This window comes from Salipaludibacillus daqingensis (genome assembly GCF_029891575.1).
In the GTDB taxonomy this organism is placed as follows: domain Bacteria; phylum Bacillota; class Bacilli; order Bacillales; family Salisediminibacteriaceae; genus Salipaludibacillus; species Salipaludibacillus daqingensis.
The window spans coordinates 31,758-57,816 of sequence record NZ_JARZHF010000015.1 but is presented as its reverse complement, the minus strand read 5'-3'; the positions used below and the strand labels follow the sequence as shown (position 1 = coordinate 57,816).

Below are 26,059 nucleotides of genomic sequence, written 5' to 3'. Positions count from 1 at the left end.
GACCTGTCAATTTCATATGTCCAGTGACGATCGCGGAGAGGTCACACCCGTTCCCATGCCGAACACGGAAGTTAAGCTCTCCAGCGCCGATGATAGTTGGGGGATCTCCCCCTGTGAAAGTAGGACGCCGCTGGGCATTTAAGACATTCTCATTTATGAGGGTGTCTTTTTTTGTGTTTGGGTTTGAGGATGTTGATTTTGGGTTTGTTGGATTTGAAGTTTGGCGGCGAGTTATTGGATGTGTGAACAAGCAATAACAGGGCATCTTGTGACCAAAGCGAGTTGAATTTGGTAAAAGACGGTCACAAGAGAGGGCGTCTTGTGACCGACGTGAGCTGATTTTGATGAAACACGGTCACAAGCGAGGTCAACTAGCGACCTATGAAGAGCTATTTTGGAAAAAGTGGTCACTAAAGCAAACGATTAGTGCCCTATAAATGCGTCATTTACGTATTTATGGTCACTAAAGCAAGCAACTAATGCCCCTAAAAAGCAATAAAAAGGAATTTAGGGTCACTAAAGCAAACGATTAGTGCCCTATAAATGCGCCATTTACGTATTTATGGTCACTAGAGCAAGCAACTAATGCCCCTAAAAAGCAATAAAAAGGAATTTAGGGTCACTAAAGCAAACGATTAGTGCCCAATAAACGCACCATTTACACATTTAGGATCACTGGCGCCCAGGAACTGCAACTATTGCTTAGCCTTAACGACCAACATTATGGAACCCACAGTCATTAAGCAATCCACATCAACCTTATTTATCAATGTATCCTTTTGCAAGAAAAAAAAGTGGAGACAAGTAATTTTGCCTCTACTACTAAAATATTCATGATTCACCTTCAAATAATGAAACTCATTTTTTCATGTCATACTCTCCTAATAACTTTAAAAGCGGTTTATGAATGTCCCATATATGTTGCGTTTCTAATACGTATATTTCCGCTTCTGTTTCATTACCTGGTCTATAATGATTAGGGATGTTGTTTGATATTTTTTTCTTTTAAGTAAATAATCAGGCACATGAGCGTTTTCCTCAAGAGCATCCGTTATCTTTTCCTTTAATCGCTTAGATTGACCGTTGTTTAAATATTCAGCGAGGACTCGATTGTATTGAAAATGAGCACCATTGTCCTCCTTGTAACGTTCTAACAGGCGGTTTGCAGCTTTTTCATTCTTCTCTTCTAAATAAGCGTCGCATAGAACGTAACGAATCCCTTGATTATCGTTAGGGTTAAGGTCAAGCATCTGTTCAAATTGATCAATGGCTTTTTGTTGTTGTCCACTCGCTTTCAAAGCAATTCCGTAAGCTTCTTTTGCTCGCATGAATGGACGTGTAGATACAATACCCCAGAAGTGACCTTTGTCTTCTTCCAATGCGTCTTTGAATTTTTCGCCATTATTTTGAATAGGGCAGGTTTGAGTAGTTGCCAGTTAGTGACAATAGTTCGTGTTTGTGGTCGTTTGATTTTTGGACCTTTGCGTCGCAAATAATCATCATAAATGGTTTTCTCGTTTTGGACGATAGGTTCGTTGAATATTGCCCAAAGGATCGAATAAAAAGTCAGTAATGAATCCAGCTCTTCAATATCTGACAGTGTATGTAAAGCTTCAGCAGAAAACTGCGAAAGTTGTTCCTCATAGTGTTGCATAGCAAATTCGACTACTTCTTCTTGAATGATTTGCAATTCGCTTTCTACTACATGAGCTGGAAAGGCGACTACATTGTTTTTTCCACAACAGTTCTAGTATTTCTTCCCACTGCCACAAGGACAAGAGTCGTTTCTCTTTGTTTTTGACATAAGATCAACTCCAGTCTACTAATCTTATTAATAGGATACCAAACAATCCTGCTTAGTGACAGGTAGGTCTTACTTTTGCAAGATTTTTCGTTTCAATAGTAAGACGAGTGGTCCAATTGCAGGAATAAATGCTAGCCAAGAAAAACGGAAATTCCAGTCTTTTTTCAATACATCATAAGAAAGCCAAATGAGAACAAAAAAATCGATTGTCATGACGCTGACAAAGTGAGAATTCATAAAGGCGTTTTGGTAAGATAAGAAACTACCGCTAAGACTCGATATATAAATGGTGACGGTGATAATAAGCATAAGTGTGACAGCAATGGGATGAATGATTACTTTATGAAATGTTTTTGGTCCACGCGGTAATGTGCGCACCTTGTTTTTTCTAAGGAACAAATACGGTAATAGGCTGAATGCACCGAGACCAAAGGAAAAGAGGACAAAAGGCCAGGCTGGTAGACGATATTGGTCTTTAGGAAGAAGAAGCATCGCAAAAATCACAGGATAAACGCCTAACATGGAAAAAACGGCTACGACAAGAGGATCGACTTTATCGAGTTGACCGGTTATGAGGTTTTGAAACAATGGATCTTCTTGGTTTCCGGCACCAGGAGCAATAAAAAACATGTAAAATAGTAATAAAATAAAAACACTGAGTTTCATAGATTTACCTCCTCTTTGACTGTTGATGTGACGAATGTTTATCGGAACAAGGACGATTTGTTCTGCATATAGTAAATCACCTAGATTCATCGATTGCAAGGGTTAAAGACTTTTAGGGTGGGCATACTGTGAGGAGGAGGTGCTGCTTAGTGAGAGAAAGGATTCATGAAAAGAAGAAAACGAAAGACTGCTTGATTTGTTTTTCATCAAAAAATGTAGGAATTCATTTACAAGATTTTTTTATATGCAGTGATTGTGAAAAAAAAATGGTGAACGCAGGTGTGGATGATCCACATTATTTAGTGTATGTTCACAGGTTACGGAGAGTAAGAGAATCGTTAACGCAAAACAAAGAGGGGGAGGTTCCGAAATGAACCTGCTTCTTCTTTTTTTATTTAAGGCAATGTGATGATTCTTTCGTTATAATAGGTGGAGCATAAGAACGGAAAGTTGGGTAGCCATGGATCAAAAGAAGACACCTCTTTTTACAAAATTATATGAACATTATCAATCATCTCCTCATTCCTTTCACGTGCCGGGCCATAAAAATGGACGGGTGTTTTTGGAGGAGGCAAGATCAATATATGATAACATTTTACAGATTGACCAGACAGAGATCAGTGGATTAGATGATTTGCATGACGCGAAAGGAATCATTGATGAGGCTCAGCAGTTGGCTGCTCATCTATATGATGTATTAGAAACAAATTTTTTAGTTGGTGGTTCAACCGTTGGTAATTTGGCAATGATGATGACTGTCGCTGATCGAGGAGACAGAGTGTTTGTTCAAAGAAACAGTCATCAATCGGTCTTCCACGGTCTAGAGCTAGGTGGGGTGAAACCCGTGTTTCTAGAACCGGAGTGGGATAACGCAACCGGGTTAGCACTTGGTGTATCCCGTGAAACGTTGGAACGTGCCGTGGCGGCTTATGGTGATGCAAAGGCGGTTTTTTTAACGCATCCAACATATGAAGGTTATGGTCAAGATTTACGAGATATCATACGAGTGGCTCATGAAGCAGAATTATGTGTTTGTGTAGACGAAGCGCATGGCGCTCACTTGATTTTTGATGATGGAAATGGGCTGTGGCCGCAAAGTTCGTTAAAAGCAGGGGCAGATATTGTCGTTCAGTCAGCACATAAAATGTTACCTGCCATGACGATGGCATCGTTTTTACATATAAATAGCGAAAAAGTAGATCGCGTAAAAGTAAAGAATTATTTAAGAATGTTGCAATCGAGCAGCCCTTCTTATCCGTTGATGGCGTCTCTCGATATAGCAAGAGCTTATTTGGGCGCAATGGAAAAGAAGGACTGGGATCGCATAACGGAAAAGGGAAATATTTGGAGGGCTGGCTTAGAAAGTGGACTTAGTTGGAGACAATCTCCTCGTGTAATTGGAAATTATGTCCAGGATCCTTTGAAATTAACGTTTGTTACGGATGAACCAGGAGCAGCAAAGGAATGGAAGGAGAGATTGGAAGAGATAGGTGCTTTTCCAGAATTGGTGTCTCCTCATCATTTATTACTGACACTTCCTCTTGCAGCCGATAAAATGGATGAAGATCGGTGGATTCCTTTACTAAATAAAATTCTTCGTTTAAAAAAACAACAAGTATCTCGTCAGGATGATACAATGCAGCGAATAGAACGGATCTCGGAGCTGACTTATTGTTATGAGGAGATGAAGTATTTACCTGTGACCAGTCTTAATTGGGAAAAAACAGAAGGATATGTTTCAGCAGAAACGATAACACCCTATCCACCAGGAATTCCACTTCTTTTAAAAGGGGAGAAAGTGAAAAGGCATCATCTATATACAATGAAGAAACTCGTACAAGATGGCGCGTCATTTCAAACAGGGACGGACTGGATAAAGGAAGGACTAACTATTTTTTTAGAAAAGGGGAATGATTTGTGAGTGGTTTATTTATAACATTTGAGGGCGGTGAGGGTGCCGGAAAATCAACGGTCCTCCAGCATGTAAAAGATAAATTAGAAAAGGATGGGAATCCAGTAATTGCAACGAGGGAGCCAGGTGGAAGTGTGATTGCAGAGAAAATAAGAGAAGTTATACTCGATCCTGCCCATACAGAAATGGATGCGCGAACAGAAGCGCTTCTTTATGCAGCAGCAAGAAGGCAACATCTAGTAGAAACAGTTATTCCTCATGTGAAAAATGGAGGAATTGTCCTTTGTGATAGATTTATTGACAGTAGCCTCGTTTATCAAGGCGGGGCTCGGGGCATCGGAATCGATGAAGTGCTGCAAGTGAATTTATTTGCAACAGAAGGAATGATGCCTAATCTTACGTTGTATTATGACGTGGAACCGGAAGTAGGGTTAGCTCGCATTGCTGAACATAAGGGAAGAGAATTTAATCGTCTCGACCAAGAGTCCCTTTCGTTTCACCATGAAGTGAGAAAAGCATACATCCATCTTCAAGAAAGAGAACCGAAAAGAATCCATACAATTGATGCGTCACAGCCATTCGACATTGTTTTAGCAAAAACGTTGCAGGAAATTGAAGCGGTCATAGAGAAAAAAACAACGTAAGAACGTTTATTTCTTGTTATAATACAATATATAAAGAGTAAAGTAAGCTAGACAAAGCAATGTTAAAGCTTAGAGTTGATTTTTCAAAATTAACTCTAAACGATAACAGAGCCTATCACTTAAATAGAGGTTTCACATGAGGAGGCCAAAGAAAATGAAGTTAATTATGGCAGTTATTCAAGATAAAGACAGCAACCGTTTGTCAGATGCTCTAGTAGAGAATGATTTTCAAGCAACGAAGTTAGCAAGTACTGGCGGGTTTTTAAAAGCAGGAAACACGACATTTATGATTGGTGTGAAAGATAAAGAAGTGGATCAAGTGCTAGAAATTATCAAAGATAATTGTAAATCGAGAGAGCAGCTTGTCGCGCCGATTTCACCGATGGGTGGAAATGCTGATTCGTATGTGCCTTATCCTGTGGAAGTGCAAGTTGGTGGCGCAACCGTATTTATTCTTCCAGTAGAGCAATTCGAAAAGTTTTAATAGATAGTAAAGTCGAGGGGTAACGCTGATGAGAACTTGGGAACAATTAGCCGACACACAGCCAACGATCGTGAAGATGTTGACAAATAGTCTTGTGAAAGATCGATTAGCTCATGCTTATATTTTTGAAGGAGGTCGGGGGACAGGAAAAAAGGAAGCGGCCAATCTTTTGGCTAAATCGTTTTTTTGTCTCAATAGACAAGGGGCAGAACCATGTTTTTCTTGCCGAGACTGCAAACGAATCGACTCTGGAAACCATCCTGATATTCATGTGATTGAAACAGACGGCACGTCGATAAAGGTGGACCAAATTCGTAATTTAAAGAAAGAATTTAGCATGCGTGGATTGGAATCAAAGAAAAAAGTATATATTGTTGAGGAAGCTGAAAAGATGACGGATGCAGCGGCAAATAGTCTGTTGAAATTTCTAGAAGAACCTGATGGTGAAGCACTGGCGGTTCTTATTACAACCCAAGTTCAAAGGTTGTTAAAAACAATTGTATCAAGGTCTCAGATGCTATCGTTTGCCCCACTTTCATCTGATATACTCGTTAGAAAGTTGGTAAATGAAGGTATTAATGAAAAAGATGCACTAGTTGTATCACGAATCACATCTGATTTAGAAGAATCCCTTGAACTTTGCCGGGAGGATTGGATTGCACAAGCGAGAAACAAAGTGATACAATTAATTGATGATCTTTCTTTGCGTCCGAGATACGCATTCATCACGCTGCAAGAAGAATGGATTCCTTTTTTTAAAGAAAAAAAGGATGTGCAGTTAGGGATCGATTTATTGATGCTATGGTATAGAGATGTGATTCGTATGCAAGTAGATCAAACGGATCAGATTGTCTATATTGATCAAGAAGAAAAGCTTCAAGATCAAGCGTTGAAGCTGACGCAAGTCAAGCTGGGAAATAACCTCCAGGCGGTGATGGATGCGAAGCGTCGATTGGATGCAAATACCGCACCCCAGCTATTAATGGAGCAAATGCTCCTTAGGTTACAGGAGGGATAACGTGCATCAAGTTGTAGGTGTTCGATTTAAAAAAGCCGGAAAAATATATTATTTTTCACCGGATCAATTTGATATAAATCTTCATGACTATGTGATTGTCGAAACAGCTCGGGGGATAGAGTTCGGCAAGGTAGTTATTGGAGTGAAGGAAGTCGAAGAAAAGGACGTTGTATTACCGTTGAAGAATGTTATTCGGTTAGCGACGGAAAGGGACAAGCTCATTGTTCAAGAGAATAAGAAAGAATCTCAAAAGGCATTTGAAGTTTGTCTTGCAAAAATAACAGAACATAATTTAGATATGAAGTTGGTTGATGTGGAGTACACTTTCGACCGAAATAAAGTGTTGTTTTACTTCACAGCGGATGGTCGAATTGACTTCCGCGAATTAGTAAAAGATTTGGCCTCGGTTTTTCGTACGAGGATCGAATTACGACAAATTGGTGTTCGAGATGAAGCAAAAATGCTTGGTGGAATAGGTCCTTGTGGACGTATGCTTTGCTGTTCGACATTTTTAGGTGACTTTGAGCCCGTTTCGATCAAGATGGCAAAAGATCAAAACTTGTCTCTTAATCCTACGAAAATTTCAGGTTTGTGTGGTCGTTTGATGTGCTGTCTAAAATATGAAAATGACATGTACGAGTCGGCAAAAAAAGAGTTGCCTGATGTGAATCAAAAAATCAATACGAGCTATGGTAAAGGAAAAGTCGTGGGCTTGAATATGTTAGAGAGACTTGTTCAAATTGAGATTTTTGAATCTTCACAGGTAATTGAATTTACTCTGGATGAGCTCCTGCAAGAAGGAGCGATCGCCACGGAAACCACGAAATAATGAGGTGTGGGAATCGTGAATAAGAATGAAATATTTACCCGTGTGAGTCATATGGAGGAACGAATTGGTGGACTTCATCATGAGCTCGGTGAACTTAAAGATCAATTAGCGTTGCTCTTAGAGGAAAATACCCATTTGCAAATGGAAAACGACCATTTGCGCGACCGGATGACAAGAGAGTCGGAAGAGAAAGCGAAACAAGAGACCTCTTCAAATGGCGAAGAAACAAAGGACCGAATTCAGCCGGGGTTCGGAGAAGGATACGATAACCTTGCGCGGCTTTACGAGGAAGGGTTTCATATTTGTAATTTACATTATGGGAGTATTCGTAAAGAAGGAGATTGTTTGTTTTGCCTATCGTTTTTAAATAAAAAATGAGGATTGGCGAAGCCTTCCCGCTCAGCGGGAAGGCTTTTATTTTTTGTTATACCATGAGAATGTATCGTAAACGGACGTTTTTACTAGTGAAAGTAGATGAATAAGGGATTGAAAAGGAGTCAGCCTGATGATAAAAGAAAGATTAGACTATATGCCTGGCGGAAAACGAACTATTTTTCAAAGAAGAGATGTTTTTTCTTATTCGATGGATGCGGTTCTGTTAGCCAAATTTGTACAACTCCCATCACAAAATGGAAAAGTAATTGACTTGTGTGCAGGGAATGGTGCTGTACCATTGATGATGACATTACGAACGAAAGCGAAGATAGATGCTGTGGAAATCCAGAATCTTTTATGTGAACTTGCGGAGAGAACTATGAAGGAAAACGGTCTTGATGAGCAAGTGAATGTGATCGGAGCAGATTTACTTGAGTTAGGTCCTCAAATCAAATGGGAAAGTTACGATGCGGTGACGTGTAATCCTCCATATTTTCCAGTGACTTCGGAAAAAAATAAAAATGAAAATGTTCATTTTTCGTTAGCACGTCATGAAATTTCATGTACATTGGATGATGTAATCCGTATCTCATCTAAACTAGTAAAACAAAAGGGACGTGTGGCGATTGTTCATAGACCCGAACGTGTCGTTGATATTTTTGCAACAATGAAAAAGTATCGGTTAGAGCCAAAACGTCTTCAATACGTTCACCCGAAAAAAGGAAAAGAAGCAAATATGATTTTTGTCGAGGCAGTCAGAGAAGGGAATCCAGGAGTTAAAACGTTGCCGCCTTGGATTGTATACAAAGATGAGAAAAACTATACGGAAGAGTTCAGAAATCATTATGAGTGTTAAGAAACATTTTGTGTATATACTAAGATGCAAAGATCAAACCTACTATACAGGTTATACAACCAATGTGGAGCGGAGAATAAACGTGCACGAAAGAGGAAAAGGAGCGAAATACACTCGAGGAAGGGGGCCTTTTTCTCTTATTTTTGAAGAGTGTCATGAAACAAAAGGGGCAGGGTTGAGTCGTGAATGGGAAATCAAGCGAATGACTCGAAAAGAAAAAGAGGCGTTAATAAAGAATGGGGGATCGTTAAATGATGAAAGAACAACGAAGTTTTCCGAAACAAACGGAACAAGGAGCACTTTATCTTGTGCCTACTCCGATTGGAAACTTACAGGATATGACCTTTCGTGCAGTGGACATACTGAAACAAGCGAATGTGATAGCAGCGGAAGACACGAGACACACAAAGAAACTTTGTCATGTATTTGAGATCGATACATCGTTGATTAGTTATCACGAACATAACAAGCGGGAGCGAGAGCAAGAAATAGTCAATCGTGTCATTGGGGGAGAATTGGTGGCGTTAGTAAGTGATGCGGGAATGCCTGCTATTTCAGATCCAGGTACAGATTTAGTTAAACGTTTTAACGAAGAAGGCTTACCGGTGATTGCTTTACCAGGAGCGAATGCGGCAGTTACTGCGTTAATTTCATCCGGTTTATCGACAGACAGTTTTACGTTTGTTGGTTTTTTAGATCGACATAAAAAAAATCGACGAGTACAGTTAGATCACTGGAGAAGTTATTCGTCTACGTTAATTTTTTATGAAGCTCCTCATCGAATGAAGGAGATGTTGAAAACGTTGGAAGACGTGTTTGGAAATCGACGAGTCGCTCTTTGTCGAGAGTTAACGAAGCAGTATGAAACCATCCTTCGAGGGACGGTACATGAACTTCAAGCTTGGATTGATGAGCATGGGGTGAAAGGAGAGTGTGTTCTAATTGTGGAAGGAGCTAGTGAAGAGGACAGGTCTGCAATGGAGGCAACTCCTTGGTATGAAGACTTAACAATAGAGGAACATGTAAAGAGCTATTTAGAGGAAGGACAGTCTTCAAAAGAAGCGATTAAACAAGTGGCAAAAGATCGCAAAATACCAAAAAGAGACGTCTATCAAACATATCATGTAAAAGAATAAATATAACAGGGTCCAGCAGGCATAAACTTGTCTGCTGAACCCTGTTTTATGTGGAGAAATTATTTTTCTTGTTTTGTGATATAATCTTCCAGTTGGTTAATAATTTCTTTTGCACCCATTGGGCTTAAAATGATTTTTCCGTTTGCAATAGACAAGTTATCATCAGATACTTCCCCAGTGATTTGACAAGTCATGTTTGGCTTGTATTTCTTCAAAATAATTCGGTCGTCGTCAACATAAATTTCCAAAGCGTCTTTTTCTGCGATATCCAATGTACGACGTAACTCTATTGGAATAACTACACGTCCTAATTCATCAACCTTACGAACAATACCAGTAGATTTCATGTGATATGCCCCTCTCATTCGTTTATTTTTATTTTGTCTCAATGGCGATGCGTCATGATTCGACAAAATTCTCTTAAACTTAGAATACCAAGTCTTCCAAAAGAAGTCAATTGAAATGTTTATAAAATAAGAGATTATGATAAAAAAGGATAATATATGCTGTTATAGCAACGTTTTTAAGAAAAGTAATTTTTAAAAGTGAAAATAGAATGTATTAATATAAATATTCGACAAAAAGTAAATTCGACATGATGCGACATTTTTAATGGTTAAACGTTTGCTCACCATCCTTTCATCAGAAGCTTGCCGGAGGAGTCATTTTGAGTTTCCTAGATTATCGTGTGATTTCTTTAATAGAGCGAACACTGAACCTATTATGTATATAGTACCCGTTATTGGGAATAATGTAACTAAAAAACAGGTATTTTTTAACAAGAAATAAAAAATCTTTGTCTATTAGATTTCTTGACATCACAAGGTTGATTATGTATATTTTGAATAATACGGTCATTATTAATATGACAATTATGACAACTGTTTCCGATGATAAGATGAGTAAATAGCAACGCTTATTAACAGAGAGCTAGTATGAGCTGAAAGCTAGCATAAGCAGATCTATTGAATATGGTCTTAGGAGGAACTGCTTTTCGAGCCTATAGAGTAAGAGAAGCACGTTGCTGTTCGTTACACAGCTTGCTTAGAAATCATTTGTTATTTCTAGCATCTTAGAGGTTAACAGCAATAATGGTATGCTGTTAATAAATCTGGGTGGTACCACGTGAGGTAAACTCTCGTCCCAACTATTGAGGACGGGAGTTTTTTGTCGTTTTTTCGAACCCCAATTAGCTTCGTTATTAACATATGGGAGAGGGATTCATTAATCTAAGGAGGAATATCAACATGGCAAGTAAAAAAACTTTTTATATCACAACGCCGATTTATTATCCTAGTGACAAACTGCATATCGGACACGCATATACGACGGTAGCAGGGGATGCGATGGCGAGGTATAAGCGTCTTCGCGGTTATGACGTAACATATTTAACAGGAACGGATGAGCATGGTCAAAAAATTGAACAAAAAGCAATGGGCAAAGGAGTCAGCCCTCAGGAATTTGTTGATGATATTGTAAAAGGAATTCAAAACTTATGGTCGAAACTTGATATTTCCTATGATGACTTCATCCGAACGACAGAAGAGCGGCATAAAAAAATAGTCGCAAAAATCTTTGATCAACTATTGGAACAAGGAGATATTTACCTTGGTGAATATGAGGGGTGGTACTCCATCTCTGACGAAACATTTTACACAGCGCTTCAGTTAGAAGATAAAGAATATGATAAAGAAGGCAATGTTATCGGCGGGAAAAGTCCAGATAGTGGTCATCCAGTCGAGAAGGTTCGTGAACAATCTTATTTTTTCCGAATGAGCAAGTACGCGGATCGTTTGCTTCAATACTATGAAGAAAATCCTGAATTTATCCAACCAGACTCTAGAAAAAATGAGATGGTTAATAATTTCATCAAACCAGGCCTTGAAGATTTAGCAGTATCAAGAACGTCATTTGACTGGGGAGTAAAAGTGAATAAAGATCCAAAACATGTTGTCTATGTATGGATTGATGCTCTTTCTAACTATATTACTGCTCTTGGATACGGAAGTGAGGACGATAAGAATTATCAAAAATATTGGCCTGCAGATGTTCATTTAGTCGGAAAAGAAATTGTTCGTTTCCATACAATTTATTGGCCCATTATGCTAATGGCTCTTGATCTTCCTCTTCCAAAGAAAGTATATGGTCACGGTTGGTTATTGATGAAAGACGGCAAAATGTCGAAGTCAAAAGGCAACGTTGTCGATCCAGTTCCATTAATTGATCGCTATGGTCTAGACGCTTTACGGTACTATTTATTGAGAGAAGTTCCGTTTGGGTCTGACGGCGTATTTACTCCAGAAGGGTTCGTTGATCGAGTCAACTATGATCTGGCGAATGATTTAGGTAACCTTCTTAACAGAACGATAGCGATGATTAATAAATATTTTGATGGATCTATTCCAAGTTACGAGAAAAACGCGACACCTTATGATGAGCCATTGGAAGACTTAGTGGCAGCAACGGTAGTAAAAGTAGAAAATGCAATGGAAGATATGCAGTTTTCTGTCGCATTAGCTGCGATCGGGCAATTGATAAGTCGAACAAACAAGTATATTGATGAAACGCAGCCTTGGATTTTAGCAAAAGATGAAAATGCTAAAGGACAACTTGGATCAGTGATGCATCATCTCGCAGAATCCCTAAGACAAATTTCAATCATGCTTCAACCATTTATGACGGAAACGCCAGGAAAGATATGGAATCAGTTAGGAGTCAAAGAAGAATTGACATCATGGGAAACATTAAAAACGTTTGGGGAAATTCCTGAAGGAACAACGGTTGTTACGAAGGGAGAACCTCTTTTCCCGCGTCTCGATGTGAAAGAAGAAGTGGCTGAAATCGTCAAAATGATGGGTGGAAGTCCAGTCACAGAAGAGGATACAGATGCTAAAGATTCAGAATCAGATTCAACTATAGACATACCTGAAGTGGATGAAATTACGATTGATGATTTTTCTAAAGTAGATTTAAGGGTAGCTGAAGTGGTCGCTGCTGAGAAAGTGAAGAAAGCCGATAAGTTATTGAAAGTTCAATTAGACTTAGGTTATGAGAAGCGTCAAGTTGTCGCAGGAATTGCTAAGCATTATGATCCTGACGAATTAATAGGTAAAAAAGTAATCTGTGTGACGAACTTAAAACCAGTGAAACTTCGTGGCCAGTTATCTCAAGGAATGATTTTAGCAGGATCAAATGATAAAGAGTTAACGTTAGCGACAATTTCAACAGATTTACCGAATGGTTCGCAAGTGAAATAAATCATAAACTAAAATACCTTTCCGACCTCTTATTGGCGGAAAGGTATTTTAAAAAGTGAGCCACTCTTTTTCTAATTAAGGAGGAAATAGAATGTTATTTGATACACACGTGCATTTAAATGCGGATCAATTTGAAGATGATGTGGAAGAAGTAATCACTCGTGCAAGAGATGTAGGTGTAGAAAACATGGTCGTTGTTGGGTTTGATGAGAAGACAATCAAAATAGCGATGGCTTTAGTGGAAAAACACGATTTTTTATATGCTGCTGTTGGTTGGCACCCTGTGGATGCGATTGACTTAACAGAAGAATATTTAACCTGGATTGAAAAATTGGCAGATCACCCTAAAGTCGTTGCTATAGGAGAAACAGGTCTTGATTATCATTGGGATAAATCTCCAAAAGATGTGCAAAAAGAGGCGTTTCGAAAACAAATTCATTTAGCGAAACGAGTGAAATTACCAATTATTATACATGATAGAGAGGCTCATCAAGATATTGTTGATATTTTAAAGGAAGAAAATGCCGAGGATGTAGGAGGAATCATGCACTGCTTTGGCGGAAGTGTGGAAATTGCCCAACAGTGTTTGAAAATGAATTTCCATATTTCCTTTGGTGGTCCCGTAACGTTTAAAAATGCAAAACGTCCGAAAGAAGTAGCGAAAGAAGTTCCAATAAATCGTCTGCTTATTGAAACAGATGCCCCGTTTTTGGCGCCGCATCCTTATAGAGGAAAACGTAACGAACCTTCTTACGTAAAACTAATTGCGGAGCAAATTGCAGAACTTCGAGAAGTAAGATATGAAGAAATTGCAAAAGAGACAACAGCTAATGCAAAAAGACTTTTCGGGATTAGCTGACAAAAAAAGATAACAAATGTGACCGAATGGTGTCGAACCTTCTATGATTGTCCGAAGTTCTACATGGTCCGCTCCTCTCATAGGTTAGCAGTGTCGATGAAAATAGCTTTTCTTTTACCTCATAGGGTTTCATAATGACTAGGTAAGAATTCTTAATTTTTTTATTGACAGGGGGGGAGGAGCGGAGTATAATTCGTTTTCATGAAGGAGGGGTTCAACCATGATCCTATGGATGAAGCAGATTTTCTCTCGTTTTTCATTGAGAAAACTAGCTATTTCCAGCGTCGGCCTCTTAACTATGATGAGTATTTTATCTTTTGCTATTTATGAAGTAACAAAAGCAGAAGTAACTGTGAAATCGGATGACGAAAAAACATCCGTATTTACGCACGCATCAACGGTTGGAGAGTTGTTGGAAGAACAAGATATTGACTTAGGAAGGCATGATTATGTCGACCCATCTACAGACACAGCTATCAGTGAAGCAATGAATATCGAATATAAAGAAGCGCATCAAGTAGTTGTTAACCTTGAAGGTGAAGTAGAGCAAGTATGGACTACCGTTGAGACGGTAGGAGAACTTATGGATGAATTGGAAGTAAACGTGAAAGAACACGATGTCATGGAACCATCTTTGAAAACATCGATAACGGATGTGTCAAAGGTGACTTTCGAATCAGCGTTTCAAGTGACATTGCTACTTGAAGGGGAAGAAGAAGAGGTATGGACGACTTCGACAACGGTCGCTGACTTTTTAGAAAAGGAAGAAGTGACGTTAGGCGAATTGGACCGCGTTGAACCTGCCCAAGACGAGGAAATCGTTGAGGAAGCAGAAGTGAGCGTTGTTCGAGTGAAAAAGGTCACCGATGTTGTGGAAGAAACAGTAGATTATGGAACAGTGACACAACAAGATTCATCATTGAAAAAAGGTTCTGAAGAAGTGAAAGAATCTGGAGAAGAAGGTAAAGTTGAAAAACATTATCAAGTTGTAATGGAAGATGGAGAAGAAGTGTCACGTGAACTCTTAAAAGAAGAGGTCATCAAGGAAAGCGAAGACAGAGTAGTTGCCGTCGGTACAAAAGAATCGACACCAAATGTCTCTCGTGGATCTTCGTCCTCAGATTCATCTAGCCAGTCAACATCTAGTAGCAGTTCTGGTGGATCGTGGCAAACGTTCACAGCTACTTCTTATACCGCCTTTTGTAATGGGTGTTCTGGTGTAACAGCAACTGGTATTGATTTACGAGCCAATCCAGATGCAAATGTTATCGCAGTTGATCCTAGTGTTATCCCTCTCGGTTCTCGAGTAGAAGTGAAAGGTTATGGAACTTTTCTTGCTGCAGATACAGGTGGAGCAATTAAAGGACGGAAAATAGATATTTTCATACCTGATCGCGATAAAGTTCGCGCATTTGGGCGGAAGTCTGTTCAAATTAGAGTCTTGGACTAATAATTTTATCTTGCACAGAGGAGATTGCCTCTGTGCTTTTTTCTATTTCTTCTCTATAATATTAGACGGAGCTAAGTAGGGAAATGTTTCGGTTTATTTTAAAAAAATTTTATTTCGATTAATAAAAATACTACCTTGAATAAAAACGCTTACGGAGAAGGGATAAAACAATGGACCAGGATATAATAAAAGAAATGATTGTTGTCGAAGGAAAAAATGATACAAATACGCTTAGGCGTTCGTTTTCTTGTGACACAATTGAAACGAACGGTTCAGCTATATCAGATAGGACGCTTGAAAAAATTCGACTTGCTTTGAAAAGAAGAGGAGTCATTGTATTTACAGACCCGGACTACCCAGGTGAGAAAATAAGGAAGACAATCGATCAATACGTACCAGGTTGTAAACATGCCTTTTTGCGAAAAGAAGCGGCTATTGACTACCGTAAAAATAAAATTGGGATTGAACATGCAAAGGAAGAAGAACTTCGTGCCTCACTCAAGGCTGCACAAACGTCCTTTTCTGAAGATGACGTCACGTCCCAATGGGATGAAATAACGAGGGAAGACTTGCTAAAAGCTGGTTTGATTGCTGGTGCTTTAGCAAAAAGAAAACGCGAGCGACTCGGTGACGAGTTGAATATTGGATATACAAATGGGAAGCAGTTGTTTAAACGACTGAAGCAATTTCGTGTCACTAAAGAAGAGTTTCAACGAGCTACCGCGAAGGTGGAAAAGGAGTTAGAAGAATGAACAAAGAAATAGCAACACCTAAACGAACAAAAGAAATATTAGCTCAGCACGGATTTTCTTTCAAAAAAAGCCTCGGACAAAATTTTCTGATTGATCCGAATGTCCTCGCCAAGATTGTTCGGACGGCAAACTTATCAGAGGAGTCGGGTGTCATTGAAATAGGACCGGGAATAGGTGCTTTAACAGAACAGTCAGCAAAAGTTGCTGAACGAGTTCTTGCCTTTGAAATCGATCGTCGATTGATTCCCATTCTCGAAGATACGATGTCACCATATCCGCATGTGAAAGTCATTCATCAAGATATTTTAAAAGCCGATGTCGAAACGGAAATAGCTGAATTTTTCAAAGAGGGACAAGATATTGCTGTTGTTGCGAATTTACCATATTATGTGACGACGCCTATCCTAATGAAATTACTAGAGAATAGACTGCCTGTTCGAGTCATGGTTGTGATGTTACAAAAAGAAGTGGCAGAACGAATTGCCGCAGGTCCAGGATCAAAAGCATATGGTTCTTTATCTATTGCTGCGCAATATTACGCTGAAGCTGAGACCGTATTCACAGTACCTAAAACGGTGTTTGTTCCACAACCCAATGTAGATTCAGCTATATTACGATTAACGCGGAGAAGCGAACCACCAGTGCAAGTAAAGGATGAATTGTTTTTCTTTAAAGTAGTACAAGCATCGTTTGTTCAAAGAAGAAAAACGTTATTAAATAATTTAGCTACGTATTTTCAAGAATTCAAAGGAAAATCTGACGTGGCAGAGATACTAACAAAGATGGACATCGACCCAAAAAGAAGAGCGGAATCCCTTTCGATGGAGGAATTTGCGCAAATTTGTAACGTATTTCACGATGTAGTGAACACATCTAAGTAGCAGAGATACGCCTTCTTGCATAAAGTAGCTTAGAAGGAGGCGTGATTTATGGCAGAGATCAAACCTGGTCAGATTGTAGGTCGTTTATCATATGATTGTGATGTGTTATTTCGTGTGCATAAAATTCATGGCGATGATGTAGAACTCCACGGAGAAGATGTTCGACTTGTTGCTGATGCGCCTTTAAATGATCTCATTGTGATTCAAGAAGAAGATCGAAAACAACGAAAGAAAAAGTGGAAGCAAAAAGAAGAAAGTTGTTACCAGTTATTTCGTCAGGATCGAAAACTTATTAGGGAAAAAACGGACTATGATATGACCTCCGGATACACAAAAAAAAACGCCTATTTTGAAGTTCCTGGAAAAGTGCTTCATCTCGATGGCGATCCGCTTTATTTAAAAAAATGTACGGAGGTTTATGACCGATTAGGTGTTCCAGTGTATGGTGTGCATTTGCAGGAAAAGAAAATGTCCGAACAGGTAGCGTCGTTAATTCAAATGGTTCAACCGGATTTGCTCGTTATTACAGGACATGATGCTTACAGTAAGTCGAGAGGACATGAATCCGATTTGAAAGCTTACCGAAATTCCAAAAACTTTGCTGAAGCGGTAAGAGAAGCTCGGAAAGTTGCTCCATATAAAGATCATTTAATGATATTTGCTGGTGCCTGCCAATCACATTTCCAGTCTATCCTTAAATCAGGAGCGAATTTTGCTAGCTCACCGGATCGCGTCAATATTCACGCTCTCGATCCTGTCTATGTTGTAGCGAAAATAAGTTTGACTCCTTTTTCTGAAAGGTTAAGCATGTGGGATATTTTAAAAACCACATTAACGGGCCAAAAAGGACTTGGTGGAATGGAAACAATAGGTACTTTAAGACGTGGGGTACCGTTTTTTGATAATTACCTGGAGTCCGAATGAAACAATAACCACATCCTCACATAATTCGGGTGAACACCGGTTACCCTATAGAATATGAAAAATAATGAAATTTGTATTGACACGGATTAGGAGCATTGTTATAATTTTAGTTTTAATTTGACTTATGTCCAAGTCCGTGCTATACTTAACTTTAAGTGAGGTGTGGTGTGGATGGCTAAAACATTGTTAGAAATCAAACAGATTCTCCAAGCCAACGTTGGGAAGAAAGTAACTGTCCAAGCGAATGGTGGAAGAAAGAAAATGATTGAACGTTCCGGTCTTGTTGAAGGGATTTACCCAGCTGTTTTTACAGTAAAACTTGATAGAAATGAACATTCTGTAGAAAGACTTTCTTATAGTTACACTGATGTTTTGACTGAAACGGTCAAACTCACAATGCGCGAAGAAATTCCTGAAGAAGCTTAATGATAGTAAAATATTGTGATTACTCAAAAAAGTTTAACTAAGAAATGTTACTTAGATTCTTTTTTGAGTAATCTTTTTTTTGTTTTTGGAGGTAAGTGAGAGAGGTATTCAGGTAGAGGAGGAAAGGGTTTTGATCAAGGACTATAAAGCGTTGGAAGAAACCGTCCCAATAAAATCATTCTACCTTTTCCAAATATCTTACTAACCAAAGAAAAGGCCGACATAATGAATTGATTTACGGAAACAGGCACCAGATATTGTTAACGTAGAACGGAGAATTGATGGGAAAGCTACTTGTGTAGTCAGGTTCAAAATATTTCGGAACATACTGACTACACTATAGGCTTCCGCATAACACATTTGTTGGAAAGCCATTGTCGCAATGGTCATAAAGGAGAGGTTGCCTGATGAGCAGACGAAGAGGGGTTATGTCAGATCAATTTAAAGAAGAACTGGCAAAAGAGCTCGGCTTTTATGATACCGTGAAGCAAGAAGGTTGGGGCGGTATACGTTCAAGAGATGCTGGAAACATGGTCAAAAGGGCCATCGAACTAGCGCAGGAAAGCCAAAGAAGATAGATCACGATAACCAATTGCGACAGTATTGACCAAGGTCCTTGACCTTGGTCTTTTCATATACTTAAAATCAATGTATTATAAACTGTGAACAAATGGTAAAATAACTACAGGAAAATGGAACGGAAGAAGCAGGTGGTAGCATGATGAAGGTGGTAAAAGCACCGGCGAAAATTAATTTGACGCTTGATGTCGTTGGGAAAAGAGACGATGGCTATCATGATGTTGAAATGATAATGACGACGGTGGATTTGGCAGATCGAATTCAATTAATGTTAATAGAAGAAGATCAGATTCAAGTGGAAGTGAATATAGGACATGTTCCAAATGATAAGCATAATTTAGCTTATCAAGCGGCGAGATTATTAAAAGATCAATTTTCAATAAAAAGTGGTGTGAAGATTTATATTCATAAAAATATTCCAGTATCTGCAGGTTTAGCTGGAGGAAGTACGGATGCGGCTGCTGTTTTACGTGGATTAAATGACATGTGGTCATTAGGACTTTCTCTCGAGGAGCTAGCAGAGATAGGCTTGAAAATTGGTTCAGATGTTCCCTTTTGTGTTCATGGAGGGACGGCAGTTGCGAGAGGAAGAGGAGAGATTTTGAGCTTTCTTCCATCCCCGCCGCCTTGTTGGGTTGTGTTAGCAAAACCACCGAAAGGCGTGTCGACAAAAAGCATTTATCAGCGTCTTAATTTGGAAGGAATGAAGCATCCAGATACAGAAGGGATGATTCAAGCAATTGAAGAACATCATTTCCAAGGTATATGTCAAAGACTTGAAAATGTAATGGAAACAGCAACGTTTGAATTGGCACCCGAAGTCAAAAATATTAAACAAAGATTAATCCAATTCGGTGCTGAAGGGACGGTCATGAGTGGAAGCGGCCCAACCGTTTTTTCCTTAACAAGCAGTGAGTCCAAGGCGTATCGCCTTTACAATGGTCTAAAAGGATTTATGGATAATGTATTTGTCGTTCGCCTTTTAGGGAATCGACATCTATAAAAATAGGGGTCATCTTGTTAAATCCGTATAAAGATGGTATGTTACCTTTATAATATTCGGATTTAATGGAGGTGCCGTATGAAATATCGGCGAAGTGGTCGTTTAGTAGACATGACCCAGTATTTATTAGCTCATCCTCACCAACTGATTCCACTTACGTTTTTTTCTAAGAGGTATGAATCGGCAAAATCGTCGATCAGTGAAGATATTGGTATTGTTAAAGAGGTGTTGGAATCAAAGCGTTTAGGTACGTTAGAAACATCTGCTGGTGCGTCCGGAGGGGTAACGTTTGTACCTACCGTTGACCTTGAAGAAGCGGAAAAATTAGTGGACAACCTTTGTAATCAATTAGAAGATCCTAGCAGATTACTACCAGGTGGTTATTTGTATATGATGGATATCATTGGTGATCCTGCACTTACCCAGCAACTAGGAAGAATTTTTGCTTCATACTATAAAGCGGAAAAAGTCGATGCTGTAATGACGATGGCAACAAAGGGAATTCCATTAGCCTATGCGGTCGCAGCTCACTTGCATGTACCCGTTTGTATTGTTCGTCATGAGCAAAGAATCACCGAGGGATCGATTGTAAGCATTAATTATGTGTCTGGTTCAACAAAGAGGATCCAAACGATGTCTCTCGCCAGACGCAGTTTGAAACCACAATCGAATGTTCTTATCGTTGATGATTTCATGAAAGCAGGGGGGACAATTCGAGGAATGATGGATTTAGTAGAAGAATTTCAATCCACTGTAGCTGGAGTTGGTGTATTAACCGAAGCGGTGCATGAAGAAGAGAAACTTGTTGGTGACTATACGTCATTAACGAAACTTTCTCAAGTAGATGTTAAAAACAAAGCGATTCGAGTGGAACGAGGAAATATTTTTAATACAAATTTTGCAAATTAATTGTTTGAACCGTTGCCAATAAAGGCAACGGTTTTTTATTTGTTTAGGAAATGATAGATTTTTGAGTTGTAGAAAAGCTTTAGGGTATCTTGGCCATAAAGGGAGTGGCTCAAATGAATAACAAGGATGGTGTGATTAAAAAAATTCTATTAGATCATATTAGTAATTTTTGGGAATTGCATGATCATCGTTTCCCGGAAGAGTATCGAGAAAACATTTATGAGACTGTATATAGCAATCAAGTTGGCGCGATTCATCGAAAGAAGAAGGAATGAATCGATCTAACGAAGGGATTTATTTACGTAATACTCCTTTTGTTTATGAAACATCATCGATTTGATAACATTTATGACCACTTCAAATAGTGACTTCAATCACAATATGACTAATATTTTACATATATTTATAAAACGTTTACATTTTTAAGTTTTTTTTCTCAAAAAAGAAGGATAATTCCAATTTATGACGAATCGAGTAAACAAGAAGGTATTTCATTGGAAAAAGGTGGTGGCAGATATGGAAGTAACAGATGTGAGGCTTCGCCGTGTAAACACGGAAGGTCGTATGCTTGCAATCGCATCTATTACCATCGATGATGAATTTGTCGTACATGACATTCGGGTCATCGACGGCAATAACGGCATGTTCGTTGCAATGCCAAGCAAGCGAACACCAGATGGAGAGTTCAGGGACATAGCTCATCCAATTTCGTCGAAAACACGTGAAAAAATTCAGTTGGCAGTTTTAACGGAGTATGAGAAAGTTGGGGAGAAAGAAGAAACAAAAGAACAATCATATGAAGAAGCAGGTGCATCATAATTATTTATTTTGAACGGACTTAGTCTTATTTCATTGAGACTAGGTTCTTTTGTGTGTCTTCTTTTTTTTTGTAATGAATGATTAATTGTCTATCCATCTTGAAATAAACCTTAATATAAGATATATTCGTAATGGAAAATAGCGCATGGGGGTTATGGAATGAAAAAGCGATTTGCAGTGGTATTAGCTGCAGGAAAAGGAACAAGGATGAAATCTAACCTATATAAGGTACTTCATCCTGTTTGTGGGAAACCGATGGTACAGCACATTGTAGATCAGCTTGAACAATGCCATATAGATGAAATGGTAACGATTGTTGGCCACGGTGCTGAAATGGTGAAAGAGAAAATTGGAGAACGAGTTAAGTATGCGTTACAAGCTGAACAATTAGGAACCGGACATGCTGTGATGCAAGCAGAAGAAGTGTTAAAAAATAAACCAGGTATCACGATGGTTGTTTGTGGGGATACTCCGTTATTAACGAAAGAAACGATGAATGCATTGATTGAGCATCATGAATCGACTCGCGCCAAAGCAACAGTCCTAACTGCTAATGCAGATAACCCTGCAGGATACGGTCGTGTGTTGCGAGACGATCAAGACAGAGTGAAAAAGATCGTTGAACATAAAGACGCTTCGGAAGAAGAAAAGCAAGTGAAAGAAATTAATACTGGGACATATTGCTTTGACAATGAAACCCTTTTTGAAACATTAAAGCGAGTAGGAAACGATAATGTTCAAGGAGAATATTATTTGCCGGACGTCGTTGAGATTTTACAAAAAGATGGAGACATTGTAACCGCTTATCAGACCGATGATTTCAATGAAACGATGGGAGTAAATGATCGTGTCGCTCTTAGCCAAGCAGAAAAATGGATGAAAAAGCGTATTAACGAAAACTGGATGCGCGAAGGTGTTACTATCATTGATCCAGACCAAACATACATATCTCCAGATACGGTAATTGGGAAAGATACAACCCTTCATCCAGGAACCGTTCTAGCAGGTGAAACCGTTATTGGCGAAGAATGTCACATAGGTCCTCATACTGAGATTAAGGATAGTCAAATCGGTAATGAAACGACAATAAAACAGTCGGTTGTTCACTTGAGTCAAGTAGGAGAGCATGTGTCGATTGGGCCGTTCTCACATCTTCGACCAGATACAAAATTAGCAGAAGGCGTTCGAGTAGGTAATTTTGTAGAGCTGAAGAAAATGACGATGGGTAAAGGAAGTAAAGCTTCTCACCTGAGTTATCTTGGCGATGCAGAAATAGGCGATGGTGTGAATGTTGGATGTGGTTCTATTACAGTAAACTATGATGGAAAAAACAAATTTTTAACAACAATAGAAGACGGAGCATTCATTGGCTGTAACTCTAATTTAATAGCCCCAGTGACTGTTGGGAAAGGGTCTTATATCGCGGCAGGTTCGACGATTACCGATAATGTGCCTGTGGATTCCTTAGCAATTGCTAGACAGCGTCAAATAAACAAAGAAGGTTATGGGAAGAAAAATCAATAATCGTATGTGATGAAAGTAAAATTTAATGGAGGTTTTCAAAGCGATGGCTCAGTACAATGATCACAATTTAAAGGTGTTTACCCTAAACTCAAACCCAGAATTGGCCCACGAAATTACAAAGGAAATCGGTGTCGAAATGGGAAAAAGTTCAGTGACTAGATTTAGTGATGGTGAAATTCAAATAAATATTGAAGAAAGTATTCGAGGATGTGATATTTACGTCATCCAGTCTACGTCATCTCCAGCAAATGAGCATATTATGGAGCTATTAATTATGATTGATGCACTGAAGCGTGCCTCTGCAAACAATATTAACGTAGTTCTCCCTTACTATGGATATGCTCGACAAGATAGGAAAGCTCGCTCACGTGAACCAATAACTGCGAAGTTAGTTGCGAATTTATTAGAAACTGCTGGAGCAACAAGAGTCATCACGTTAGACCTTCATGCTACTCAAATTCAAGGATTCTTTGATATTCCTGTTGACCAATTAGTCGGTGTACCGATCTTAGCAAATTATTTTGAACAAAAGGAGTTAGAAGACATCGTTGTTGTGTCTCCCGATCACGGAGGAGTTGTTCGTGCTCGTAAGATGGCTGATCGTTTGAAAGCGCCAATTGCGATTATTGATAAACGTCGACCGAAACCGAATACGTCGGAAGTAATGAACATAATCGGTGATATTGAAGGAAAAACAGCGATTATCATCGATGACATCATTGATACAGCAGGTACGATGACTTTGGCAGCAAGTGCAATGATTGAGAGTGGAGCAAAAGAAGTGTATGCTTGTAGTACACACCCAGTTTTATCTGGTCCTGCTATTGAAAGAATAAAGAACTCGCAAATTAAAGAATTAGTTGTGACAAACTCCATTCCACTTCCGGAGGAAAAAATGATTGATAACATTACACAGTTATCTGTAGGGCCATTGCTTGCTAAAGCGATTATTCACGTTCACGAAGAGCGATCTGTTAGTCGTTTGTTTGACTAAAGCTTTCGAAATTAGGTGCCGTTGTTATTGTAACTAGAAATTCTCAGATTGATCGTTTCAACATTGTTTTGGAAAACCATCCCGTTTCATTAGAGAAGTTTCACAAAAAACAGGTTTCAATCCAACTGAAGTTGGGAAAGACATAAAAAGAACCGAAAAAATTATGAGGTGATTAGAAATGGCTACAGTATTACAGGCAGCAGTGAGAGAAGATTTAAAAGGTTCGAGATTATCAAAGCTACGTTCGGAAGGAAATATTCCCGCAGTAGTTTACGGGAAAGCTTACGGAAATAAACCGATTGCCGTAGAGCAAATCTCATTTATTAAAACACTTCGTTCAGAAGGTAAAACAGGTGTTTTTAAACTTGATATTGACGGTACGAAAACGGATGTCATGATTTATGACTTACAATATGATTCAATTAAAAATGAAGTAATCCACGTAGATTTTTACGCAGCGAACATGAAAGAAGAAATGGATGCTGATGTTCCAGTTCAAGTTGTAGGAGAATCTGTCGGAGTGAAAGACGGTGGTGTTCTTCAACAAGCGGTTTATGAGCTGTCAGTACGAGCATTGCCAAATGACTTACCTGATTCCATTGAAGTTGAAGTATCAGAACTTGATGTGAATGATTCCATTCAAGTGAAAGATCTTCAAAGTGGAGAGAAATATGAATTTAATAATGATCCTGAAGAGGTTGTTATTTCTATTCTACCTCCAGACGAAGAGCCTGAAGAACCAGAAACAGAAGACGAATCTGCAGAACCTGAATTGGTTGGAGCAGAAGAAGAATCAGAGTCTGAATCAGAAGAAAAATAATGATAACTTTAAAGGGTATAACCATTTCCGGTTATACCCTTTTAGTCTCGTATGTTTATGGGGGAGATAAGCGATAATCACCTCTTTTTTATACGTTATCTTTTCTTTACAAACAACTTTTACATCGAGGAACGTTAACTTTCGAAAGAGATTGCAGTATAATAGAAGATGTCACATTTCACAGGGAGAGACGACTATGCTATTTAAGAAGTTTTTCCAACGGAGAGCAAAAGAAGAAGGAGAGAGCGCACCAATGAAGCTCGTCGTAGGACTAGGTAATCCAGGGAAAAAATATGATCGAACGAGACATAATGTCGGGTTTGAAGTGATTGATAAGTGCCAAGAGCGATTAAAAATTGAATTAGATCAATCAAAATTCAAAGGAGCTTATGGATTTTCAAGAGTGAATGGCAAGAAAGTTTTCTTACTTAAACCACTCACGTACATGAACTTGTCTGGAGAAGCGATCGTGCCACTTATGAATTACTTCAAGATTGATAAAGAAGACTTGTTAGTAGTTTATGATGACTTGGACTTGCCACCAGGTAAAATCCGTTTACGCCAAAAAGGTAGTCATGGGGGGCATAACGGCATTCGATCTATCATACAACATTTAGGGACGGACCAGTTTAATCGCATCAGGATTGGCATTGGCCGTCCCGATCAAGGGATAGCAGTTCCTGATTATGTGTTAGGAAGTTTTTCGCCGGATGAGCGACAGAAAGTAGAAGTATCTTTAGATAAATCTGCGGAAGCGGTAGAAGCTTGGACAGAAAAAGACTTTCTCAAAGTCATGAATGACTTCAATCAATAAACATAAACGGATTGAATCACCCTTGCATAATTTAAACTTTGTTCGTTCATACTAAATGAATAGAGCAGTGTTTGATTAGGAGGGTGCAGGATATGGCGATTCACTATTATTGTCGTCACTGTCATCAGAAGATAGGATCAATTCCATCTACCATTGATAGTCGACAATTAGGCATTGACCAACTAAATGAGCAAGAAAAACAAGAAATGATTGAATATGACACAAAAGGTCATGTTCATATACGAACCATTTGTGAGGACTGTGAACAAACATTGAAGCAATATCCGACTTACCATGAACAAGAGTCTTTTATTCACTAAAAAC

Annotated in this window: 30 protein-coding genes, 1 rRNA gene, 1 pseudogene and 1 other annotated feature; of the genes and pseudogenes, 28 read left to right on the top strand and 4 right to left on the bottom strand. The window is 38.9% G+C overall.

Annotation, left to right across the window (positions count from 1 at the left end):
* The first annotated feature begins 19 nt into the window (after positions 1-19).
* Positions 20-136, top strand: a 5S ribosomal RNA gene (gene rrf / locus QDN89_RS21405).
* Between the two features lie 793 nt (positions 137-929).
* On the opposite strand, the gene QDN89_RS21400 is transcribed toward rrf, so the two are convergent.
* From QDN89_RS21400 to QDN89_RS21395, 3 genes are all read right to left on the bottom strand, one after another.
* Complete coding sequence (locus tag QDN89_RS21400; protein ID WP_280772220.1) at positions 930-1,379, bottom strand: tetratricopeptide repeat protein; 450 nt, start codon at positions 1,377-1,379, stop codon at positions 930-932.
* Between the two features lie 368 nt (positions 1,380-1,747).
* On the bottom strand, positions 1,748-1,804 hold the full coding sequence (locus tag QDN89_RS22040; RefSeq protein WP_425335435.1) for an SEC-C metal-binding domain-containing protein: 57 nt from the start codon (positions 1,802-1,804) through the stop codon (positions 1,748-1,750).
* A gap of 69 nt (positions 1,805-1,873) precedes the next feature.
* The gene (locus tag QDN89_RS21395) at positions 1,874-2,470 is read right to left on the bottom strand and encodes a hypothetical protein (RefSeq protein ID WP_280772219.1); all 597 of its coding nucleotides are present in this window, start codon (positions 2,468-2,470) and stop codon (positions 1,874-1,876) included.
* 149 nt (positions 2,471-2,619) lie between these two features.
* On the opposite strand from QDN89_RS21395, the gene QDN89_RS21390 reads away from it, so the two are divergent.
* From QDN89_RS21390 to rsmI, 10 genes and pseudogenes are all read left to right on the top strand, one after another.
* Positions 2,620-2,844, top strand: coding sequence for a sigma factor G inhibitor Gin (locus QDN89_RS21390; RefSeq protein ID WP_280772218.1), 225 nt, complete (start codon positions 2,620-2,622; stop codon positions 2,842-2,844).
* An 86-nt stretch (positions 2,845-2,930) separates the two neighbouring features.
* Positions 2,931-4,391: an aminotransferase class I/II-fold pyridoxal phosphate-dependent enzyme gene (locus QDN89_RS21385; protein ID WP_280772216.1), complete on the top strand. Its 1,461-nt coding sequence runs from the start codon at positions 2,931-2,933 to the stop codon at positions 4,389-4,391.
* Complete coding sequence (gene tmk / locus QDN89_RS21380; RefSeq protein ID WP_280772215.1) at positions 4,388-5,026, top strand: dTMP kinase; 639 nt, start codon at positions 4,388-4,390, stop codon at positions 5,024-5,026. Before QDN89_RS21385 ends, tmk begins: the two co-directional genes overlap by 4 nt.
* 154 nt (positions 5,027-5,180) lie before the next feature.
* Entirely contained in the window at positions 5,181-5,510 is a 330-nt protein-coding gene (locus QDN89_RS21375) for a cyclic-di-AMP receptor (RefSeq protein ID WP_280772214.1), read from the top strand.
* A 28-nt stretch (positions 5,511-5,538) separates the two neighbouring features.
* Positions 5,539-6,528, top strand: coding sequence for a DNA polymerase III subunit delta' (holB, locus tag QDN89_RS21370; RefSeq protein WP_280772212.1), 990 nt, complete (start codon positions 5,539-5,541; stop codon positions 6,526-6,528).
* A 1-nt stretch (position 6,529) separates the two neighbouring features.
* Positions 6,530-7,357 (top strand): PSP1 domain-containing protein, encoded by an 828-nt coding sequence (locus QDN89_RS21365; protein ID WP_280772211.1) that lies wholly within the window; start codon positions 6,530-6,532, stop codon positions 7,355-7,357.
* Positions 7,358-7,372: 15 nt separating this feature from the next.
* Positions 7,373-7,735 (top strand): DNA replication initiation control protein YabA, encoded by a 363-nt coding sequence (gene yabA, locus QDN89_RS21360; RefSeq protein ID WP_280772210.1) that lies wholly within the window; start codon positions 7,373-7,375, stop codon positions 7,733-7,735.
* Between the two features lie 127 nt (positions 7,736-7,862).
* Complete coding sequence (locus QDN89_RS21355) at positions 7,863-8,588, top strand: tRNA1(Val) (adenine(37)-N6)-methyltransferase (RefSeq protein ID WP_280772209.1); 726 nt, start codon at positions 7,863-7,865, stop codon at positions 8,586-8,588.
* A pseudogene (locus QDN89_RS21350) lies at positions 8,542-8,796 on the top strand (GIY-YIG nuclease family protein); the annotation flags it as partial. The gene QDN89_RS21355 and the pseudogene QDN89_RS21350, both read left to right, overlap by 47 nt.
* Positions 8,797-8,842: 46 nt before the next feature.
* Complete coding sequence (gene rsmI / locus QDN89_RS21345) at positions 8,843-9,724, top strand: 16S rRNA (cytidine(1402)-2'-O)-methyltransferase (RefSeq protein WP_280772227.1); 882 nt, start codon at positions 8,843-8,845, stop codon at positions 9,722-9,724.
* A gap of 59 nt (positions 9,725-9,783) precedes the next feature.
* Here the strand turns inward: rsmI and QDN89_RS21340 are convergent, their stop codons facing one another.
* Positions 9,784-10,071 carry a transition state genes transcriptional regulator AbrB gene (locus QDN89_RS21340; protein ID WP_280772208.1) on the bottom strand — a complete coding sequence of 96 codons (288 nt, stop codon included), beginning with the start codon at positions 10,069-10,071 and terminating at the stop codon, positions 9,784-9,786.
* A gap of 534 nt (positions 10,072-10,605) precedes the next feature.
* Positions 10,606-10,873, top strand: a binding site (T-box leader).
* A 98-nt stretch (positions 10,874-10,971) separates the two neighbouring features.
* On the opposite strand from QDN89_RS21340, the gene metG reads away from it, so the two are divergent.
* The 17 genes from metG to fin all read left to right on the top strand — a co-directional run bounded on the left by metG (position 10,972) and on the right by fin (position 26,055).
* Positions 10,972-12,981 (top strand): methionine--tRNA ligase, encoded by a 2,010-nt coding sequence (gene metG, locus QDN89_RS21335; protein ID WP_280772207.1) that lies wholly within the window; start codon positions 10,972-10,974, stop codon positions 12,979-12,981.
* 91 nt (positions 12,982-13,072) lie between these two features.
* Positions 13,073-13,840, top strand: a complete 768-nt coding sequence (locus QDN89_RS21330; protein ID WP_280772206.1) for a TatD family hydrolase — start codon at positions 13,073-13,075, stop codon at positions 13,838-13,840.
* A gap of 220 nt (positions 13,841-14,060) precedes the next feature.
* A complete protein-coding gene (locus QDN89_RS21325; protein WP_280772205.1) occupies positions 14,061-15,290 on the top strand; it encodes a resuscitation-promoting factor in 1,230 nt (409 codons plus the stop codon).
* Positions 15,291-15,460: 170 nt separating this feature from the next.
* Positions 15,461-16,042, top strand: coding sequence for a ribonuclease M5 (gene rnmV, locus QDN89_RS21320; RefSeq protein ID WP_280772204.1), 582 nt, complete (start codon positions 15,461-15,463; stop codon positions 16,040-16,042).
* Positions 16,039-16,923: a 16S rRNA (adenine(1518)-N(6)/adenine(1519)-N(6))-dimethyltransferase RsmA gene (rsmA, locus tag QDN89_RS21315; protein WP_280772203.1), complete on the top strand. Its 885-nt coding sequence runs from the start codon at positions 16,039-16,041 to the stop codon at positions 16,921-16,923. The genes rnmV and rsmA overlap by 4 nt, the downstream gene beginning before the upstream one ends.
* Before the next feature lie 48 nt (positions 16,924-16,971).
* Positions 16,972-17,847 (top strand): sporulation peptidase YabG, encoded by an 876-nt coding sequence (gene yabG / locus QDN89_RS21310; RefSeq protein WP_280772202.1) that lies wholly within the window; start codon positions 16,972-16,974, stop codon positions 17,845-17,847.
* 171 nt (positions 17,848-18,018) lie between these two features.
* Complete coding sequence (locus tag QDN89_RS21305; protein WP_280772201.1) at positions 18,019-18,273, top strand: Veg family protein; 255 nt, start codon at positions 18,019-18,021, stop codon at positions 18,271-18,273.
* Between the two features lie 407 nt (positions 18,274-18,680).
* Positions 18,681-18,851 (top strand): small, acid-soluble spore protein, alpha/beta type, encoded by a 171-nt coding sequence (locus QDN89_RS21300; protein ID WP_280772200.1) that lies wholly within the window; start codon positions 18,681-18,683, stop codon positions 18,849-18,851.
* 140 nt (positions 18,852-18,991) lie between these two features.
* Positions 18,992-19,855, top strand: a complete 864-nt coding sequence (gene ispE, locus QDN89_RS21295; protein WP_280772199.1) for a 4-(cytidine 5'-diphospho)-2-C-methyl-D-erythritol kinase — start codon at positions 18,992-18,994, stop codon at positions 19,853-19,855.
* 78 nt (positions 19,856-19,933) lie between these two features.
* A complete protein-coding gene (purR, locus tag QDN89_RS21290; RefSeq protein ID WP_280772198.1) occupies positions 19,934-20,764 on the top strand; it encodes a pur operon repressor in 831 nt (276 codons plus the stop codon).
* A 113-nt stretch (positions 20,765-20,877) separates the two neighbouring features.
* Positions 20,878-21,039 (top strand): hypothetical protein, encoded by a 162-nt coding sequence (locus QDN89_RS21285; RefSeq protein WP_280772197.1) that lies wholly within the window; start codon positions 20,878-20,880, stop codon positions 21,037-21,039.
* Positions 21,040-21,280: 241 nt separating this feature from the next.
* A complete protein-coding gene (gene spoVG / locus QDN89_RS21280) occupies positions 21,281-21,583 on the top strand; it encodes a septation regulator SpoVG (protein ID WP_280772226.1) in 303 nt (100 codons plus the stop codon).
* 159 nt (positions 21,584-21,742) lie between these two features.
* Positions 21,743-23,107, top strand: a complete 1,365-nt coding sequence (gene glmU, locus QDN89_RS21275; protein ID WP_280772196.1) for a bifunctional UDP-N-acetylglucosamine diphosphorylase/glucosamine-1-phosphate N-acetyltransferase GlmU — start codon at positions 21,743-21,745, stop codon at positions 23,105-23,107.
* A gap of 43 nt (positions 23,108-23,150) precedes the next feature.
* Positions 23,151-24,101, top strand: a complete 951-nt coding sequence (locus QDN89_RS21270; protein WP_280772195.1) for a ribose-phosphate diphosphokinase — start codon at positions 23,151-23,153, stop codon at positions 24,099-24,101.
* 178 nt (positions 24,102-24,279) lie between these two features.
* A complete protein-coding gene (locus QDN89_RS21265) occupies positions 24,280-24,921 on the top strand; it encodes a 50S ribosomal protein L25/general stress protein Ctc (RefSeq protein WP_280772194.1) in 642 nt (213 codons plus the stop codon).
* 253 nt (positions 24,922-25,174) lie between these two features.
* The gene (gene pth, locus QDN89_RS21260) at positions 25,175-25,735 is read left to right on the top strand and encodes an aminoacyl-tRNA hydrolase (RefSeq protein ID WP_280772225.1); all 561 of its coding nucleotides are present in this window, start codon (positions 25,175-25,177) and stop codon (positions 25,733-25,735) included.
* Between the two features lie 92 nt (positions 25,736-25,827).
* A complete protein-coding gene (gene fin / locus QDN89_RS21255) occupies positions 25,828-26,055 on the top strand; it encodes an anti-sigma-F factor Fin (RefSeq protein WP_280772193.1) in 228 nt (75 codons plus the stop codon).
* Positions 26,056-26,059 lie beyond the last annotated feature (4 nt).